We start from the raw sequence: 19,049 nt of genomic DNA, 5'->3' as shown, positions 1-19,049 counted from the left end.
ATAAAAAAAGTAGTTCTTAAATTATTGACATTTATAGCTATATAGAGTTAGTTAAATAAGCAAAAACTTTATAGGCTATTAACAATTAATTTGCTTCTACTCAGTAACTCAAAAATATTTATTAACAAGGATTGAAGCATAAACAATCAATAATTATTACCTCCTGCTTATCACTTAATCAATCGATTATGAGCTTTTTCCATTCCTTGATAACAGCAGAGGGAACAGATAAACTGATGGATTCTCCATTGGTAGTTGATAGAGTTAAATTAACGGGAATTTCTGCCTGTAGTTGTGATAAAACTGAATTAAAATCATATTCTCCAACACTTCCTAGGGGTGGTTTATCTTTAGAAATTGTGCTGGAAATGTCCTTGGCACTAAGAGTTTTTCCCAACGAAGTGGTCAAAATTAAAGGCTGATTATGGTCTAAATCTACTTCACTAAACAAGCTGATAAGTCGTAAAGAAACAGTGGCACTACGTTCAGGATAGGTGCGTTTAAATGCAATGGTTTGCCAAGAATTTCCCATGTCATCTAGTAAATTTTGCCTTGATTGATAAAGCATTTGACCGGGGGATTCTTCTATTTGTCTGATGGTAGCAAAAGCTGGTGAAGTGCTTCCCAAAATTAGTGAAACACACATAATACAAACCATTAATAGAGATTTTATCCACTTAATTTGAGATTTATTCAAGGAAATTGAGTTCATAAAAAAATCCTCATAAATTGATCAATTTTGTTTTTTTCTATTTTAAGGCGATCGCCTCTTGGGCATTTTTCCAAGCTCTGAAGCTAGGGGGAAAACCTTTCACATTTTCATAGTTGAGCAGATGCAAAGTCATCACTCCCATAGAAGAACGATAACCCGTTGAACAATATAATACTACGGGGCGATCGCAAGGAATTTTATCTAAATTTTGAGATAATCTACGCAAAGGAATATTGATGGCGTTAGGAATATGACCAGATTTATATTCAGATGGCTCTCTAACGTCAACTAATAATGCTTGACTATTTACCATCAAATCTTTTAATTCTTGGACACTGGAGACTTTATAGTAATCTGATGGTATGAATTTAAGATACTGTTCTACGGCTGTTTCTAATGTGGGATAATCTTCGACACTAGACACGACGGAAGATTCAATCATTGAATTTGATGGGATAAAATTTTCTGATGCCATTAAGTCTGATTCAATGGTGAAAAAAAGACAGAATGACAAAATTACCTCGAATAGCAAAATTTTGATTGATTGTTTTAATTTCATAACTGCAGTTTAGGTTAAATAAAAAAAATTGGCAAAAATTATTTAAATAACCGCAAATATATTCTTGGTTATATGAATGAATATAACAAACTTATTAAATTTTGTGGTGAGGCTTTCATTAATTTTTTTGTAAGTTACTTTTTTTATCATTAATAAAAAATATTATGATCTAATTATAATTAAATAGTTAATTTATACTCTTTCATACCATAAAAAATTAGATCAGAATCAAAGATAATTTTATCTGCTAAAGATGGATAAATTTTAGCAAAATATTGTTTTAATAAGATGGTATCTCCCCCCGTTAAAATGATGGAAGAGGAGGGATATTTCTCTAACCAGTCATCGATAAATCCTTTGATACCGCCGAGAATGCTGTAAATAACTCCGCTTTGGATGGCATTGGGGGTATTTTTTGCCCAGCGGGGAATAAACTCTTCTAATATTTCCACTTCTGGCAGGGCAGCGGTGTTGAAAAATAGGGTTTCTATTTGTAGTTTTACCCCTGGCAAGATTGCCCCCCCTACTAATTCCATATGCTCATTTGCCCCTGTAAAGGTAAGGGCTGTGCCGCTGTCGATAACAAGAGAAGGAAATCCATATTTGCAACCGCCCCCCCAAAGGGCTAAAGTGCGATCGCACCCCATGGTTTTATAGATACCTTCAATGGGAATCGATTGAACATCGATGATGATGGTTTGGGGCAATTGGAGATATAGACGGGTAGCAGAAGGCACCACAGAAGCCACATAAAGGGGAATTGCTCTTTTTAAATAATTATTAATTTCTGGAGGGAGTATATCTTCTAATTCTCGTAAAGAATCACCCTTGATGGTATTCCAAGTTTGTTGTAACTGATTATCGGCAAAATAAGCCCAGTGTAAGCGAGAATTGCCAATCATTAAACCTAACCAATTTTCCTGACTCAATGCCTTTTTTCCCTAACGAATGCCTACAATAATACCCAATAATAAAATAAAGCCGATGGTTACATTTTGACCAAAAATACCACCATAGTTAATGGTATCGGGGTTAGGTTTTCTTAACTCTATATACTGTCCAACCCAAAGAATAACGGCGATCGCCCATGACACCCCAAAAATAAAGGAAAAACCATTTATAGTACCAAGATAAGCAAATAAACCAGCAGTCAGAGCAAAAAATAAACCCACGGCATCCGCCACAAAATCCCCAAAAAAGATAGCACTAGAATTAATCCCCACCTGTAAATCATCCTTTTTATCAGACATGGCATAAACCGTATCGAAGCCCAAAGTCCATAACACCGTTGCCCCCCACAAAATCCAAGCATTATCGCTCAAATCCCCTGTTACCGCACTCCAACTAATCAACACCGCAAAACCCCAAGCAATGGATAGCACCAACTGAGGCACAGGAAAAACCCTTTTCGCCAAAGGATAACAAATAATCACAGGCACAGAAGCCACACACAACCAAAAACTGAGAGGATTAAGGAAAAAAGCTAATCCTGCCGCACAACCAAGGGAAATAATAAAAACAGCAATACCTATCTTTACAGATAACGCCCGAGAAGCGAGGGGACGTTTTTTGGTTCTTTCTACCTTATCATCAATATTACGATCCCATAAATCATTGACAACACACCCCGCAGCGCTGGTGGCAAGACTACCTAAAATAACGATAAATACTAAACTAACGGGCGGTTTTCCTTCCCCTGCCAAAAATATTGCCCAAAGGGCTGGAATCATTAAAATCAGTCGCCCCGCTGGTTTATCCCACCGTAATAATTTAATTATGCTTTGTAAGGTATTAGGGTTATTAACTTCTGCAGAAGTCATGATAGTTTATTTATATGGTTGCCTTTAGCTTATTTTATCCTAACTTTAATACTGCAATAAACACAAAAAATCCCTCTTTCCCTCCTTATAAAGGAGAGATGCCAAAGGCAGAGGGGTTTAGTGGCAAAATTTTATATTTCTTGCCTTGATTTTATTGGGATAGAAATGGTAAAGGAATGGAGTTACCAGAATCTGATTTATTGGCAAGATTGACAAAAATTACTAGGGGTAATATTCCTGTGAAAATTCCTAATAGTACGGGGATATAAAAGTTTGCCCCGATACTCATTACCATGGCAAAGGTAAAGTTACCAATATAAACTCCGATGGGAATGGTTAGGGGAATTTGGTTAAAGTCCATAGGTTTTAGGCGCCAAATTAGGGTAGATACACTCATAAAGACTACTCCTGTACCAAACCAACCAACAAAGTTTTGGTAAGGCATTCCGAAAAAGGCTCCCGGCTGATCCCATAGCCAGAATGGTACAGAGGTTTGACTCATGGCTGGATCTAGTACAAAATCCCATGAGGTAAGCAATAACGAGCCAAAAACGATCGCCCCTAAATCTTTTACAAACACGGGTAATGATAATTTTTCTAAACCTACCCTAGTGATGAGATAACCACAAAAACCAAGATAAAACCAAGAAAGGGGAATGGTAAAGGGTACTAACCCAGAAATTTTGTATCCCAACCCAGAAAGGTAATGATAATCACCGAAGGGAAAACCTGTGCTAGTTCCTAACAATTCGCTTGTCAATGAAATGCCTAAAGCGGGAATCATAAACCCTAACCAGTGCCATAACCCTAGTTTACGATAAGCAAAAATGGCGATCGTAGCCCATCCTAAAATCATATATACCACACCCCCTCCAATCATTGACCAACTAAAGGCTGATTGTCCGATAGGGGGTAAACTGGCAACAAATTCGGGATGGGGCAACACCAACAATAATCCCGCCAAACCAAAAAACATCGCTAATATATGCCCGATGAAAAAATAACCTTCTTTTTCTCTAATTATTTGTTTAATCAATTTTCTTTACCCTCTTTATTTTCTGTAATTTGATGACATTCTTACTTTCCCTTACAGGGCAAATTTATATCTATAGTCCCTATTTTATTAAATTTTTCCAAAAATATTAAGAAAAGTTAAGAATTGAAAATTGATAATGGAGAATAAAAGTTTAATTTACCTTATTTTTGGTTATTCCATACCCTCGAACGACTATCCCTGAAAGGGAGAAAAAGAACCCTCCAACCCTTCCACAACAGTCTGAGTATTGAGCATTAATTTTTGTTGATAAGTTTCTGCTCCCGAACCAGATTCCCCTAAACCATCAGCAAACAAGGGATTATCAGCCACCTGCACCCCTGCCTCGTTAGCCACCGTATTGATTAAAGTTGGATTAACAGAGCTTTCCACAAAAATCGTCGGCACGTTGGTGTTTTGAATTTTTCTCACCAATTCCCCCACCCTTCCCGCCGTAGGGGCTTCCTCAGTACTGACCCCCTGTAAAGCAGTATTCGACTGTAAACCATAGGCCTCAACGAAATAACCGAGGGCATCATGGTTACTAACCAAAATTCTTTGATCTGTGGGTATAGTTTCTATCTGGGCTTTAATCCATCCATCCATGGCTTCTAAGTCATTGTTGATCATACTGGCTTGATCTTGGTATAGTTGAGCCTGACCAGGTTGCAATAGGGCTAACTGTTCCGAAATTACGTTAACTATGGACATACCATTACTAGCATCATGCCACACATGGGGGTCTGGAAATTCATCACCATCACCATGGCTATGTCCGTGATCATGTCCATCGTCCTCCGTCATCATGAGAGGATTTGCCACTGCCTCTTCATATACGGCAATTTTAGGAGCAGTATTATCAGTGGCATCCACTAAATTAATTAAATTTGGCTCAAAACCATAACCCCCATACAAAATCACATCTGCTTGATCGATCGCCCTTCGATCATCAGGAGTCGCTTGATATACATGGGGATCAATTCCTGCACTTACTAAACAATTTAAGTCAATGGTTTCTTGGGCAATTTGGCGGGTTAAATCACAAATAACATCCGTAGTGGCCACCACGAGGGGCAAATCTACTACTTCTGTTTCCGTTTCCAAATCTTCCGTTACTTGATTATTGGTAGTGGTAGGAAAATCACATCCTAATAAACCGAATAAGACTAAAGAAGGCAAAACAAACTTACTGTAGCGGTGAAAATTTAACATTGTTACTTTAATCTTTTATTATGGTAGTAGTGCAAACTTTTATGAGAATGATAATCATTTATTTATAAAATCTATGTTAGAGGTTGATCAAGTTGCTGTCAACTATCGAGGTATTATCGCCGTAGAAAATATTAGTTTTTGTTTAACGTCAGGGCAGATAGTCGGGATTATTGGCCCTAACGGAGCAGGTAAAAGTTCTTTGATCAAGTCAATTTTGGGCTTAATCCCCTTGGCACAGGGAAAAATTACTTTTCGCTCCCAAGCCTTGTCCAAACAGTTGGATCAAGTAGCATACATCCCTCAGAGGGCGCAAATTGATTGGGATTATCCCATTACAGTGGAAAAAGTTGTAATGATGTCGAGGATTCGTCATCGTCCTTTATTTCGTCCTCCTTCTCGACAGTCCAAGGAAATAGTTAAAACAGCCCTAGAAAGGGTGGGAATGTGGGATTTACGGCAACGTCCCATCGGGCAGTTGTCTGGGGGGCAACAACAGAGGGTATTTTTAGCCCAAGCCTTGGCTCAGGAAGCGGAGTTATTTTTATTTGATGAGCCTTTTTCGGGGGTGGATAAAAAAACAGAGGGGATGATTTTTAATGTGTTGGATGAGTTGAAAAGTCAGGGCAAAATTTTGTTGGTGGTAGGGCATGAATTAAAAGAAACTTCAAGGGAATATGACCGTTTTTTATTAATTAATAAAAAGTTAATTGCCAATGGTTCTAGGGCTGAAGTTATTACCCCAGAAAATTTACAAAAAGCCTATGGAGATAATGTAATTTTATTGACTAATAATTAAAGTTAGGGAACGGGGAACAGGGAATGGGGAACTGAATTTTAAGTTTTTACCAATGATTTAGATCTGAATAAATAAGATTAGTTTAGTTGTTTTTTGAGGAGTATATGTTAGATTTTTTGCTTGAACCTTTATCATTTGGTTTTATTCGTAATTCTATGGTAATGATTATTTTGTTAGGAGTTTTATGTTCCGTTACAGGTAGTTTTTTGATTGTGCAAAGGATGGGCTTTTTAGGGGAAGTCATTGCCCATGCTGTGTTACCCGGATTGGCGATCGCCTTTTACATTGGCATAGACATCTTTTTAGGGGCATTCATATCAGGGATGTTGAGTAGTTTAATAATTGCGTGGATTCAATCCCAATCGAGGGTAAAAGTAGATGTAGCCATGTCCTTAGTTTTTTCTGGTTTTTTTGCTTTGGGAATCCTATTAATTACCCTTTTACAAAGTAGAATTGATTTACATAGTTTTCTTTTTGGAGACATTTTAGGAGTCAGAGGAAATGACTTATGGAGAACATTTTTTATAACCATTTCCGTGCTAATTTTTGTTAAATTATTTTATCCCCATTTACTTTTTTATACTTTCAATCCCCTTGGCGCTCAGGCGATCGGTTTACCAGTACAATTAATTAATATAGGCTTAGTTTCCGCCATTACCCTAACTATCATCGCCAGTATGCAAGCCGTAGGGGTAGTATTAGTCGTATCTTTGCTTGTTGGCCCTAGTATTACCGCCTATTTATTGGTAAAAGAATTGCATCACATGATGATGTTAGGGGGAATTTTGGGAGCCATTAGTGGTGTTGTTGGAATCTATATCAGTTATTATTTCAATGCCCCTTCTGGTGCTGCCATTGTATTAGTCGTAACAGTGATGTTTTTATTAGCCTTTTTATTTAGCCCCAAAGAAGGAATTTTAACCCGTCCTCCATTTTTTACCAAACAAAATAAGTTAATTAAGTAAGTGGACATAATCAAATCAATTTAGGCAAGGGGTTTAAACCCCTTGTTCATAAGAGTCTTAATAAAATAAGAGCTATAATTAATTTCGCCAACCTACTTAGCCATCTAGTAAAGATTAAAAAATGATTTATGCTTATTTACTGATGATAAAAACTATTTTTTATTAAGATAAATATTATTATGATAGTTTTTGACATTTCCTGATTAAAATAAAAGTACCAGCGCCCTTAACCCTAGTTTTTTATGCTTAGGAAAAAAAGAATTATCAGTTTTCTTTGTATTTCATCCCTCATAGGCCTTATCAGCTGTGAGTCTATGCCCGATGAAGTCAACAACAATCAGGGTATTCCCATCAGATTTTTAGCAGGAAGCGACTTAAAGCAATTTTGCGAAGCATCCGCCGAAAAACTTAACGCCACCAAACCCCAGTTGAGTAGCGGAGAAAGATATTATCTAGTGTGCGACATCAAAGGAAGCGGAGATGTATTTCAAGAAGTAGTATCACTTTCTCAACAACTAGCCAACGGCTCTATTTCCTCTGATGACGAGAGATTTCCTAGCCTTATCTCCTTCGACGGCCCCATTTATCAAAATCAACTAATTTACGAAATCGATAAAATATTTCCAGGACAAAACTACATTCCCCCCATTACCGATTCTCCCCTATTGGTGTATAGCCCTATGGTGTTTATGACCACCACCGAATTGGCACCAGCCTTGGCTAAAGCTCCAAACTTATATACCGTATTACAACAATATGACAACTATCAGCAACTAGACTCGAGCGCCCTTCCCCTACCCATACACTTTGTACAAACAGCACCCACCCGCTCTAATTCAGGACTACAAACCCTTGTGGCACAATTTGCTTCCGTTGCCAACAAACCTCCCGAAGATTTAACCATCGCCGACATAGAAGCCCATCAAGAGGAAGTGAGGGAGATTCAGCAAAAAGTTACCCGTTACGGAATTTCCACTGGTACTCTCGCCCAATCCATGGTAGAAAATGGGGTATTTTGGGCTTCTGTTGGTTCGGTGTACGAGTCTTTGGTTATTGCCGCCAACAGTCAAGGGGATAACAGCCAAAAATATCAAGCAGTATATCCTCAATCCACCTTCAGTTCCGATATTCGCTCCATTTTACCCGATGCTCCTTGGGTTACGCCCCAAGAAAAAGAAGCTAGTGAAGCCATCATCGAATTTATGCGTCAACCAGACATTCAGGCGATCGCCGTTAGCTTGGGATTACGCCCTGGGGTGCCTGGAGTACCATTGGGAAACAAATTTAGTGCCGAATTTGGGGTAAATCCAAACCCCACCTACGAATCCTATCGTCCCCCTCAGCCCGAAGTGGTAGAGGTGATGTTAGAAAGTTGGCAAAACTACGCCAAAAAACCCTCCCTAGTAGCGGTGGTGGTAGATATTTCTGGCTCCATGCAAGGAACTAAATTTAGTTCTGTTCAAAATACCTTACTTAGTTATATCAACAATCTGGGTAGCAAAGAAGAAATCGTGGTCATCCCCTTTAATAATGAAATAGGGCAACCCTTACGAGTTAGTAGCTCACCAGAAGATAAAGACAGAGCCATTCGTTATATTTCTTCCTTACAGGCAGGGGGAGGCACAAGGCTCTATGACAGCGCCCTTTTTGCCCGTAATTGGTTAAGGGAAAATCTCAAAGATGAAGCTATTAATGCAGTGTTAATTTTGACTGATGGGGAAGATTCAGGCTCACAGGTCAATTTATCACAATTAGAACAAGAATTACAACAAAGTGGCTTTAATAGTGATGAAAGGATTGCTTTTTTTACCATTGGTTATGGTAATGAAGGAGATTTTAACCCCGATATTTTACAAGAAATTGCTCAGATAAATGGGGGTTATTATCGCAAAGGAGATCCCGAAACCATTGCCCAAGTTATGGAAAATTTGCAAGTAGAATTTTAATACTTTTATCTATCTAAAAATCCATGAAAATAGTTAATCCTCTTAATTATCCTTTAGCGGTTTTATTTGCCTGTATTTGTTTGATTTTTGGGGCAAGGGTGATAAAACTTTCTCCTTGGTTAATGTTGCCCATAACAGGGGCTATTTCCTTTGTAGGGGCTGGTTATCTAGCAAAAAAAGAACCTCCCAAAGTTAACTTAAATAACCCTATTTTAGAACAAGAATTAAACAATGCCAAAATCCAAGCAAAACTATTAATTAGTAAAGCAGAACATTTAAGAATTGAAGCCCAAAAACTATTACAAAATGCTTCCCAAATGGAATTATTAACCGCCGTAGAATACACCTGCCAGCGCACCTTAGAACTACCAGAAAAAATAAATCATTTAACCCAAAAATTAGCGGGGGGAGATTCCTTGTTATCTAGGGAAGAATTAAACAAACAATTACAACAAGTAAAAAGCCAACAAAAAAATAGTAAAGGAAGGGCTTTAATACAATTACAACAATTAGAAAATACCCTAAAAAATAATTTACAGTTGGTAGAAGAAGGACAAGATGCAAGGGAAGCCCAAGTTTTTTCTATCGTTACTATTATTACTGAATTTGCAGGGGTTTTACAGCAATTACAAAATAAATTAAGGTCTGCTAATTTAGATAATTCGGAAGAAATACAAGAATTAAAAGATTTAAATAATGAATTAAATAATTTTCAAGAAAGTATGGATGTATTGGTATAAATTTTTTTGAATTAAATTTTTAGTTATGAAAATACGATCGCCCTTAGCTCCCTTTAATAAGGGAGAACTCAATTTAAAAATCTGACAAATAATTCAGGACTGCTATATATAATTAGGTAAAAAGTTATGAATAAAAAAATTATTTCCAGCGCCCTTATAACCATATCTACTATCATCGCCTATGTACCATTACCTAATCAAAATAAAACTTTAAATGTGGTCATTGGCTCAGAATTAGAAGAACCTTTAGCAGAAATAGAAAAAACTTTTGAACAAAATTATCCCGATATTCAAGTTAACTTAAAAATACAAGGATCTCAAGATATTGTTAATAACATTATCAATCAAAAAAATGATTTTCAACCAGCCATTGTAATCCCTGCTAGTGATGAATTAATTAGTCAATTAGAGACGAGATTAAGGGCGATCGGGCAAGAAAAACCATTTTATAATAATCCTCAACCCATCGCGAAAACCCTCTTAGTGGCGATCGCATGGCAAGAGAGAGGAAATATTTTATTTCCTAATAATCAATTTAATTGGCAACAATTAGAACAAGCATTAATAAGCAAAAATTGGCAAGATATAGGAGGTAATAGTAACTGGGGAAGTTTTGATCTTCTCATGACAGATCCTACCCGCTCCAATAGTGGGCAATTAACCCTTAATTTATGGGCAGAAAATAAACTAAATCAGAATACCTTAGCCATTAATAATCTTGCTAATAACGAAGTAGAACAACTTTTTTCTTTACTCAAAAACTCCGTCTATCAACCACCAAGATCCACTGATATTTTACTACAAGAATTTATTGTACGAGGAGAAAATGACGCTGATGTTGGTTTAGTTTACGAAAGCATTGCCCTATATCGCTGGTCACAAACAAATCAAAATAAAGTGTATCAAATTTATTATCCAAATCCAACCACCGAAACTTTTTCCACGGCCGTAATTCTAAATAATAATTTAAGCCAAGGTGAACAACAATCAGCAGAAAAATTTATCGATTATTTATTAGCAGACAATCAACAAATTACTTTAGCAAAATATGGCTTTAGACCCATAAATAATAACATTAATTTAACAACCATTAATGACACCCCTTGGAGTAACAATATTCTTGGGATGGAAATAAATCCCCCCGTAGAAATAAAATCTTCCCCTTCCCCTGAAATTATTAATGAAATTCAAAAAGTATGGCTTAGAAATTAAAACAAACTAATTATTAATATAGCTGTTTGAATTATCACAAAAATCTTTAAGTACGGTAGCGTACAGACAAGAAAATTATTTTATATAATAATTATTAAGACTCTGTTTGTGCAAAATACCTTGATTAACAAAAATTCCATTTCTCTCAATAAACTACTCCGTACATTAACAGAGTCTGAATTTGAGAAAATATCGCCTTACTTCCAAGAAGTAAATTTAACATCGGGAACAATTCTTCATGAAGCCTATGAGCCAATTAAAGTGGTCTATTTTCCTTTGACGGCAATGATTTCCCTTGTTTCCATCATGGAAGATGGCTCTACCACAGAAATCGGTTTGGTTGGTAATGAAGGAATGATAGGGCTACCCGTGTTTTTAGGGGGACAATATACCATTAGTCGTGCCATTGTTCAAATGAAAGGTAAAAGTCTTAAAATGCGATCGGATGTATTAGTTAGAGAGTTTAAAGAAGCTGGTGCGCTGCAAAAAATATTACTGCTTCATACTCAAGCCAGGCTCACTCAAATAGCCCAAAGTGCCGCCTGTAACCGACAACACAAAATAGAAGCCCGATTGGCACGGTGGTTATTATCAGTGTACGACTGCGTACTACAAGATGAGTTAGATCTCACTCAGGAATTTATATCTAATATGCTAGGGGTACGTAGGGCAGGAGTCACCATTGCAGCAAAAGCCCTTCAAGATAAAGGCATTATTCGCTATAACCGAGGAAAAATATTGATTGTTGATCATAAGAAATTAGAACAGACATCTTGTGAGTGCTATAGAATCGTACAAAATGAGTTTATCCGCCTACTAGGTTCTTGTCGAGGGTAAATATTCCGTACGTTATCGTACGGTGAAACAGTTGAATAAAGATTATGATTAAGTCATATGGTTAGTACGAATTACTTAAGTTATTTTACTTAAGTAACATTTAAAAAGACCCTCGGAAAAAGAAAAATTTACCCATGTAATTTGACTGCGGGTTCAAAAAAACAATTATGGTTTCGGTATAGGGATAAACATTAAATATAAAGTTTAATGCTGAAAACTTTTACATATTTTGACTGTCGTTAGTATTTGGACTCAGGATGACATTAATTAATTAAATTTTTCACTATTTTTTACTTAAAGAAGGAGAAAGATGATGTCTTATAGAGTATTTAATTCCACTTTGTCCATTGTCCAAACAGAAATTGATCATTTTTCGGAAAATTCTGCCCTAGAAGATTTTCATCAACAAGCATTATCTTTGCCTTATTTCCGTAATAAATTGGTCACAAAAATACTTAATAATATTCCTAATCATCATGTATTGATACATGATCAAACTAATTATATAGATGATAACACTTTCTGTATTGGCGTGACAGATGAAATATTATTAATCAGGAAAAAAATTAGTGAATATATCAGAGAAGTTGTGACAGAATACCAAGTTCTTAGTGTTGTAGATAAAAAAGTTATTCCTAAAAACAATTTAGTTCCATTTTCAGAAGTGTTTTGGTGGATTAGAATTGATACCATGAAACCTGCTATGACTTATTATTTTGGTCCTTTTGATAGTTTACGAGAAGCGGAGGAAAATTGTAATGGTTATATTGAAGATTTAATAGAAGAAAAAGCAGAAGAAATTACTTTCGATTATCAATATTTTGAGCCTGATTCCCTAACTATAAATAGGGATGTAAAAGATTTACAGGTAGAAAATGAGCAGTTATGGGATGACTTGGAGTATGCAAAGTTTGAAAAAAACTACTATGAAAGTTTATTTTTGTTTTCTCCTGATAGTTGTTTAATTATTGATAATAATGGAATCATTAGACTGGCTAATGGTAATGCTCAAGAAATGCTCAAAACTTCCAAAGAGAAGTTAATGAATAGTTCTGTAAATTTGTTTACGGAGAATGGTGATTTTCAACAATCATTACATTTAATGTGCGAGACAAATAATGGAAATGGAAAAAATTTAGATCAAAAAAATCATTTTTTTACTATTAAGTTATCCTTGCCCCATGGTGAAATGATTTGTGTTAGTGTCAAGGCAAATATTATCTGGGATTGTGAGCATAAAATGATTGGGTGGCATTTGTCCCTTCATGACATCACCAATCTACAAGAAACCCATGATGATCTTTTTCGTCAGTCTCGGTATGATTCCCTTACTAATTTACCCAACCGTCGCTCATTGTTAGAGTTTTTAGAGAAGGTTTTAGATCAAGAGCAAAAAGGAAAAAATAATCAATTTGCGGTTCTTTTTCTTGATATAAATAAATTTAAGAGTATTAATGATACTTTTGGTCATTCTACTGGGGATGAAGTTTTAGTTATTTTGGCAAAAAGGTTAATGACTTGTATAAGAAGTTTTGACCATGTTTCTCGATTGGGGGGAGATGAGTTTATGATAGTTTTAACTCATATTCGTTCTCCCCATGAAGCCAAAGAATGTGCTTATCGTATTCAAGAGTCTTTGTCTAGTTGTTTTCATGTTAGCCAAAAGGAAATTATGGTTACGGTTAGTATTGGTATTGTCATCGGTGATATGGACAGTTCCAATTTACCGAAAATTTTATCCCACGCAGACATGGCGATGTATAAGGCAAAAAAAGAAAAAGAATTATTTTATATACATGATGATTAGTTAATATCTAATGTTACGCAAAAATACAATTAATTAGTTTGAAGTGGTAAAAAAGTTCGATGTTCAGGCTATGTTTGTAGAGGCGCTGGGCAAGGGGCTAGGAGTTGGGCAAGGGGCCTCGCGCCCCTTGTTAAAATTTACAGATAAAACCTAACTTATAAATGGGTGCGTAACGTCAGTTAATATCTCATATTTTTTTCTATTTAAGGTAAAGTAATTTTATTTTATTTAGGGAAAAATTAGCTATAAAGATTAAGAGAATTAGTAAATATAGAAATATATAAATTTATTAAGCTATTATGATAGTATAACGGCATAAATTTATAGTGATAAATAATAAAACTTCAGATAATCAAATATTAGCTTCTATCTCTCAGGATGAATATAAAATACTTTTTTCCAATTTAGAGTATGTTTCTTTAATATCTGGACAGATTATTTATAAACAAGATCAAAAAATTGATTATGTATATTTTCCTCTTCATTCGATGATTTCTTTGGTATCAACTTTGTTGAATAAAGCAACAATTGAGGTTGGTTTAATTGGCAATGAAGGGTTAATTGGACTTCCTGTTTTTTTGGGTGGAAATTATGCCACTAATGATACTATTGTCCAGATTCCTGATAGTGCTATGAGATTAGGTGCTGATATTTTTTTGGCGGAGTCGAGACGACCAGGAGAACTTCAACGAATATTATTATTATATACTCAGGCTCGATTAACACAAATATCTCAAAATGCTGTGTGCAAGTGTCATCATTCTATTAATCAACAGTTGGCGACTTGGTTACTTTTTGTCCATACTTCGGTAGATCAAGATGAGTTACCATTAACTCAAAAGTTTATTTCTCAAATGTTGGGGGTAAGACGAGCTAGTGTAACAGAAGTGGCTCAAAAGTTTCAAAAGGCTGGTGTTATTCGTTACACGAGGGGAAGCATAACAATTTTAAGTAGGGACCTTCTTCGTTCTATGTCCTGCGAATGTTATGACGTTGTTAAGGGGGAGTTTAAAAGACTTCTTAATTTTACTTAGAAGGATGTGATCATGGAACGTTGTCCATATGGGTACTAGGATGCGATCGCCCTTATATCAATTTCTATATAATTATTACAAAATATAAATTTTTCTAAGACTTGTCAGCAAATAAAGACAATTAATGATCTTTTTTACCTAAATAGTATCGAAAAATACTAAAGTATCAACTTATCAATATACTTCTAACACTCCATATTGAAGGATTGTACGTTATATTAATAAATGTAAAGCAAAAATTAAGTTTTCCAAATCAATCAAACTTAATAAAAGCAATTATTGAGTAATAACAATGAAATTCTATTCAATTATTAGTAGGGCATTGCAACCCAACTGCGATATTCGCTGGGCAGAGCAAACTACTTGGACTGTATTACGAGCCGTCATTGGTATCATGATGATTCATAACGGCTTAGATAAGTTAGGTAATATCGAAAGTTTTGCCGAGGCTTATGTGTCTTATATCGGCTTACCTTTCCCTATCTTCTTTAGCTATGTAGCGGCTTACACCGAGTTAATTGGGGCGCCTTTGGTTGCCATTGGTTTATTTACTAGACCTGCTTCTTTGGGCTTGTTTGCTACTATGTGTGTGGCGATGTATCATCACATTTTAGTGGCGGGTTTAAGTCTTCCTTATCTGGAGTTATCTGCTATCTATGCGGGTTGTTTCCTCCTTTTCTTGGTTAATGGTGGAGGTTTATTCTCTGTGGATGCTTTATTGTTCAATATGATGGACAAAAGTCTTGTTAATCAAAAGGTTGAACAGGCGAAGTTACTAGAAAAAGTTTACCAAGATTCTAATTCTGAGCAACAAAAATCACTGTCTTAAGAATTAATACAATCTTTTAGTTTTATCCCCTCTTGGTAGGGGATTTTTTTTTGAGAATAGTAATAGTGAAGCAAAAAAACCCTCTCTACTATGAGAGGGTTAAAGATAAAAATTAGTTTGCACAGGCGGTGCATTCATCTTTGAAGTTATCTTTTTGGACTATACGGACGTAATAGACTGCTTTACAACCTTCCTCCCATGCCATGATGAGAGTATTAAATATATCTTTAGCTTTTAAGGCTCTTTCAGGCTCATGGGGGTGATATACTCCCTCATTGAGGTTAAATAACAACTCCATGGAAATACCTGTATCAATCCATTGTTGTATTACTCCTGTGGCTTTAACCACCATGGTTTGGTCTAGGTTTTTATTTTCTTGGTAAAACCAGATTTTATCGCTGATATAGGGGGGGGCAATGGGTACAGTACCTTTTGCCCATTTGTCATAAAAGAAACGGCTATAAACGGGTAAAATACTGGCAGTACAACCTTGTACCAAACTAGATGAGGTATTAGGGGCGATCGCTGTTACGTGGGAATTACGGATACCGTATTTTTGAATGTCGTCGGCTAAAATCTGCCAACGGTCAGGTTTATAGGCATTTTCCTTGAACCATGCCACAGGTTTTGAACCAATTAACAAACCCTTACTCCAATCGCTACCATCAAAAGCATCAAAAGCACCCCTTTCTTGGGCTAATTTCATAGATGCTTGGGTACAATAAAAACCCATATCCTCAAATAGGTTACTAATTTCTTGAAGGTTGTTGTAACGTAATTCTTTTTTGGCTAACCAATCCGCTAAACCCATGGCGCCTACCCCAATGGTACGATAACGATTATTGTGCTTTTTGGCATCAGCAAAGGGAGGGTTAGTAATATCAATGGTGTTGTCAAGAATTCTAACCGCAAGGGTGCAAACTTCGTCTAATTCTTCTTGCTCAAGGTTAGCAAGGTTCAGGGATACGAGGTTACAACAGTGGGCATATTCCCCAGATGTTACATTGCTAAAGCTCTCGGTGCATTGCCCTGTTAGGATACCGTTAAACATCCCTAGATGGCGTAAAGGCTCATTAAAACAATAAGTATCATCATAACGACAAGTTAACTCTATTTTTTCCACACGGATAAACTGAGTTGCTTCCCTTTGAGGTTCTCTTAATGTCCATTGTAAACGATTAGTTTTTAACCCCAATTGTCCCAACTGGAATAAGCCGTTAGAAGAAATCAATAAACGATATTTTGCTTGACAAAGATAGTCCCGATATTCTCCTTTTCCATCAGGAAGAGATTGAAAACCCATGTCCGCCATTTTAACTACTTTAGAATCAACTCCTAAAGTTTGTAGCATTAGGCGAATATCTAGGAGGAATTGTTTATGAGTAGAAGCAATCTGTAAGGATTCATTGTCACCATTTCTGGCCACTGTACCATCAGCATCTAATAACCCAGCTAACCATTCTAAACGGGATTTGATGGTATAACCATTGACAGGGACACTAAACTTCTGAGGAATATCTAAGGGAAGTTTACAGACGATTCTATCGTGATTAACGTCATCATAGATGGCTAATTGATCTCGTTCAACTCGCCAATTTCCATTTTTAGAACTACCTCCATAATATTTATTACGAACATTAATAAAAGGTAATAATTCTTTTTTGCTTCCGTATAAATCTATTTCTGGTTTGCCCATGCCATCGTGGCTACCATCACCACTAAAAAATCCAGAGGTGTAGGCATAGGGAAATTCTACATCGTATGCTGACTCTACCAAAGGAAGACGATATTTAATGAGTTTGTCTCCTTCTTGTAAGTCTTTTGCGTCAACAATTTTGACTTTTCCTTTGTAGTTTTCTTGAATGTGGAATTTATGATAATAAGTACATTCGAGGAATTCACCGTTAGAAAAATGAACTTTTAATAAAGGCTGATTTTCCCCTGTTTTCTTTATTAAAACGTTTGACCATTCCGAGCCATTCCAAATATTAACTTTTTCGCCCACTAAATCGGCGATCGCCATTTGCCCCATATCGGTTAATATCTTTGTTTCTCCTGCCACACATAAATTTACCCCTGGAATATAGCCATCATGTTTGTTAGGATTGGCTTTATTTATAGTATCTTTGAAGGCAAGATAGGGCATACCTGTTTCCACTTGCGATCGCATTATATGCTTAAATAATTCCCTAGCGTTTATCTGCTTATGCAGTTTAATAACAGTATCAAGATTGGCTTCAATGTCTTGATAGGCTTTCTCAAACTCATCTCCCCACATTAAAGGTAAATCATAACCTAGTTTTTCCTTAACCTCTAGGGGATCAACCAATGTCCATGACTGTTTGTTTTTTACCCGACGCATAAACTCATCGGTAATTACTAATTGAGGAAATACATCATAAGCTTTACGGCGTTGATCTCCATTTTCTGTCTGCATTTCAAGGAATTCGGGTACATCCAAATGCCAAATGTCCAAACCAACGGTGACAGCCCCTGCCCTTCTACCCCCTTGATTTACGGCGATGGCAGTATCATTCAAAAGTTTTACCCAAGGAATAACCCCCCCAGAGGCATTTTTTTTGCCCATGACGGCGCTACCTGTGGCCCTAATGCGTGATACATTAACCCCCACACCACCGCCATTTTTGGAAATACGGGCGGTATTGGTGATTTCTCGATAAATGCTTTCGAGGTTGTCTTCCATGCTGATAATAAAACAGCTGGTGAGGGAACCGTTAGGCACTCTCAAATTCGCTAAAATTGGTGTAGCAAGGGAAATACGGCGAGATGCGATCGCCTCATAAAACTTTTTGGCATAGGTTAAGCGATTCTCTGGTGCTTCTTGACTAGCCAGTAGTAATGAACAAGTTAAGAAGGCTTCTTGGGGTAATTCATCGGGCAACAAATAACGGGAAGTAAGTAACACTGTACCTGCATAGTCATAGTCCAAATCCCAATCGGGGTTAATCCAACCATTAGCGGTTTCTAATTCTTCTGCTGAATAGACTAAGATGCGATCGTCATATTTACCCGCATCTACAAAAGATTGGACAGTTTTGGCATAGTTTCCATAATTGTAGCCACGACTTACAAGAATCTCTTTCCATAGACTCCACATCGATAAACGCCCAGCAACGTAACGCCAATCAGGTTCATCAATATTACACATTTCTAGGGCGCAGTTGACTAAGTTGTCTTGGATTTCCCTAGTGCTGATGCCGTAACGGATACGGGTTTTCAATCCAGCCTCAAGGGCGATCGCATTTACATCTTTATCAGCACAAGCCCAGTTAACTACATTCCTGATTTTGCTTATATCTAAATCTGCTAAACGGCCACTTCTTTTTACCACCTTGATGGTACTAGATTGATTTTCTACATGATTACTTGATTTATTGCTGTCACTAATTGACGTTTCGATTGCCTGTTCTTGAGTATCGAATAACATTTGTGTCGTTTACCTAAAAGATTCCTTCTATAAGGATCTTATTATAGCATATACTGTGTACTACAAACATAAAACAATTCACAATTTAAGTTGCGATAC

16 protein-coding genes are annotated in these 19,049 nt (G+C 36.5%); 9 read left to right on the top strand and 7 right to left on the bottom strand.

Annotated features, from left to right (window positions below; all coding sequences use genetic code 11):
* Positions 1-178 precede the first annotated feature (178 nt).
* The 6 genes from AA637_RS03610 to AA637_RS03585 form a co-directional block, all read right to left on the bottom strand.
* Positions 179-646: a DUF3122 domain-containing protein gene (locus tag AA637_RS03610; RefSeq protein WP_446683928.1), complete on the bottom strand. Its 468-nt coding sequence runs from the start codon at positions 644-646 to the stop codon at positions 179-181.
* Positions 647-749: 103 nt separating this feature from the next.
* Positions 750-1,154, bottom strand: coding sequence for a rhodanese-like domain-containing protein (locus AA637_RS03605; RefSeq protein WP_446683927.1), 405 nt, complete (start codon positions 1,152-1,154; stop codon positions 750-752).
* 296 nt (positions 1,155-1,450) lie between these two features.
* Positions 1,451-2,200, bottom strand: coding sequence for a pantothenate kinase (locus tag AA637_RS03600; protein ID WP_446683926.1), 750 nt, complete (start codon positions 2,198-2,200; stop codon positions 1,451-1,453).
* 12 nt (positions 2,201-2,212) lie between these two features.
* Complete coding sequence (locus tag AA637_RS03595) at positions 2,213-3,091, bottom strand: 4-hydroxybenzoate solanesyltransferase (protein WP_446683925.1); 879 nt, start codon at positions 3,089-3,091, stop codon at positions 2,213-2,215.
* Positions 3,092-3,242: 151 nt separating this feature from the next.
* The gene (cruF, locus tag AA637_RS03590) at positions 3,243-4,124 is read right to left on the bottom strand and encodes a gamma-carotene 1'-hydroxylase CruF (RefSeq protein ID WP_446684526.1); all 882 of its coding nucleotides are present in this window, start codon (positions 4,122-4,124) and stop codon (positions 3,243-3,245) included.
* Positions 4,125-4,319: 195 nt separating this feature from the next.
* Positions 4,320-5,336: a metal ABC transporter solute-binding protein, Zn/Mn family gene (locus AA637_RS03585; protein WP_446683924.1), complete on the bottom strand. Its 1,017-nt coding sequence runs from the start codon at positions 5,334-5,336 to the stop codon at positions 4,320-4,322.
* Positions 5,337-5,409: 73 nt separating this feature from the next.
* Here AA637_RS03585 and AA637_RS03580 point away from each other — a divergent pair, with 73 nt between their 5' ends.
* The 9 genes from AA637_RS03580 to AA637_RS03540 all read left to right on the top strand — a co-directional run bounded on the left by AA637_RS03580 (position 5,410) and on the right by AA637_RS03540 (position 15,502).
* Positions 5,410-6,132: a metal ABC transporter ATP-binding protein gene (locus tag AA637_RS03580; protein ID WP_446683923.1), complete on the top strand. Its 723-nt coding sequence runs from the start codon at positions 5,410-5,412 to the stop codon at positions 6,130-6,132.
* Positions 6,133-6,236: 104 nt separating this feature from the next.
* The gene (locus tag AA637_RS03575; RefSeq protein ID WP_446683922.1) at positions 6,237-7,097 is read left to right on the top strand and encodes a metal ABC transporter permease; all 861 of its coding nucleotides are present in this window, start codon (positions 6,237-6,239) and stop codon (positions 7,095-7,097) included.
* 314 nt (positions 7,098-7,411) lie between these two features.
* Positions 7,412-9,043, top strand: coding sequence for an extracellular solute-binding protein (locus AA637_RS03570; protein WP_446683921.1), 1,632 nt, complete (start codon positions 7,412-7,414; stop codon positions 9,041-9,043).
* Positions 9,044-9,066: 23 nt separating this feature from the next.
* Positions 9,067-9,783, top strand: a complete 717-nt coding sequence (locus tag AA637_RS03565; protein WP_446683920.1) for a hypothetical protein — start codon at positions 9,067-9,069, stop codon at positions 9,781-9,783.
* 126 nt (positions 9,784-9,909) lie between these two features.
* Positions 9,910-10,995, top strand: coding sequence for a substrate-binding domain-containing protein (locus tag AA637_RS03560; RefSeq protein ID WP_446683919.1), 1,086 nt, complete (start codon positions 9,910-9,912; stop codon positions 10,993-10,995).
* A gap of 120 nt (positions 10,996-11,115) precedes the next feature.
* Positions 11,116-11,832 carry a Crp/Fnr family transcriptional regulator gene (locus tag AA637_RS03555; protein ID WP_446683918.1) on the top strand — a complete coding sequence of 239 codons (717 nt, stop codon included), beginning with the start codon at positions 11,116-11,118 and terminating at the stop codon, positions 11,830-11,832.
* 310 nt (positions 11,833-12,142) lie between these two features.
* Positions 12,143-13,639, top strand: a complete 1,497-nt coding sequence (locus AA637_RS03550; protein ID WP_446683917.1) for a diguanylate cyclase domain-containing protein — start codon at positions 12,143-12,145, stop codon at positions 13,637-13,639.
* 326 nt (positions 13,640-13,965) lie between these two features.
* Positions 13,966-14,673, top strand: a complete 708-nt coding sequence (locus AA637_RS03545; RefSeq protein ID WP_446683916.1) for a Crp/Fnr family transcriptional regulator — start codon at positions 13,966-13,968, stop codon at positions 14,671-14,673.
* A gap of 292 nt (positions 14,674-14,965) precedes the next feature.
* Positions 14,966-15,502, top strand: a complete 537-nt coding sequence (locus AA637_RS03540) for a DoxX family protein (RefSeq protein WP_069791856.1) — start codon at positions 14,966-14,968, stop codon at positions 15,500-15,502.
* Between the two features lie 112 nt (positions 15,503-15,614).
* On the opposite strand, the gene AA637_RS03535 is transcribed toward AA637_RS03540, so the two are convergent.
* A complete protein-coding gene (locus tag AA637_RS03535) occupies positions 15,615-18,950 on the bottom strand; it encodes a ribonucleotide reductase N-terminal alpha domain-containing protein (protein ID WP_446683915.1) in 3,336 nt (1,111 codons plus the stop codon).
* Positions 18,951-19,049: the final 99 nt, after the last annotated feature.

Origin of the sequence: Cyanobacterium sp. HL-69, from assembly GCA_002813895.1 — a bacterium.
Classification (GTDB): domain Bacteria; phylum Cyanobacteriota; class Cyanobacteriia; order Cyanobacteriales; family Cyanobacteriaceae; genus Cyanobacterium.
The sequence above is the reverse complement of the archived record's forward strand: the minus strand, read 5'-3'. Positions and strand labels throughout refer to the sequence as shown.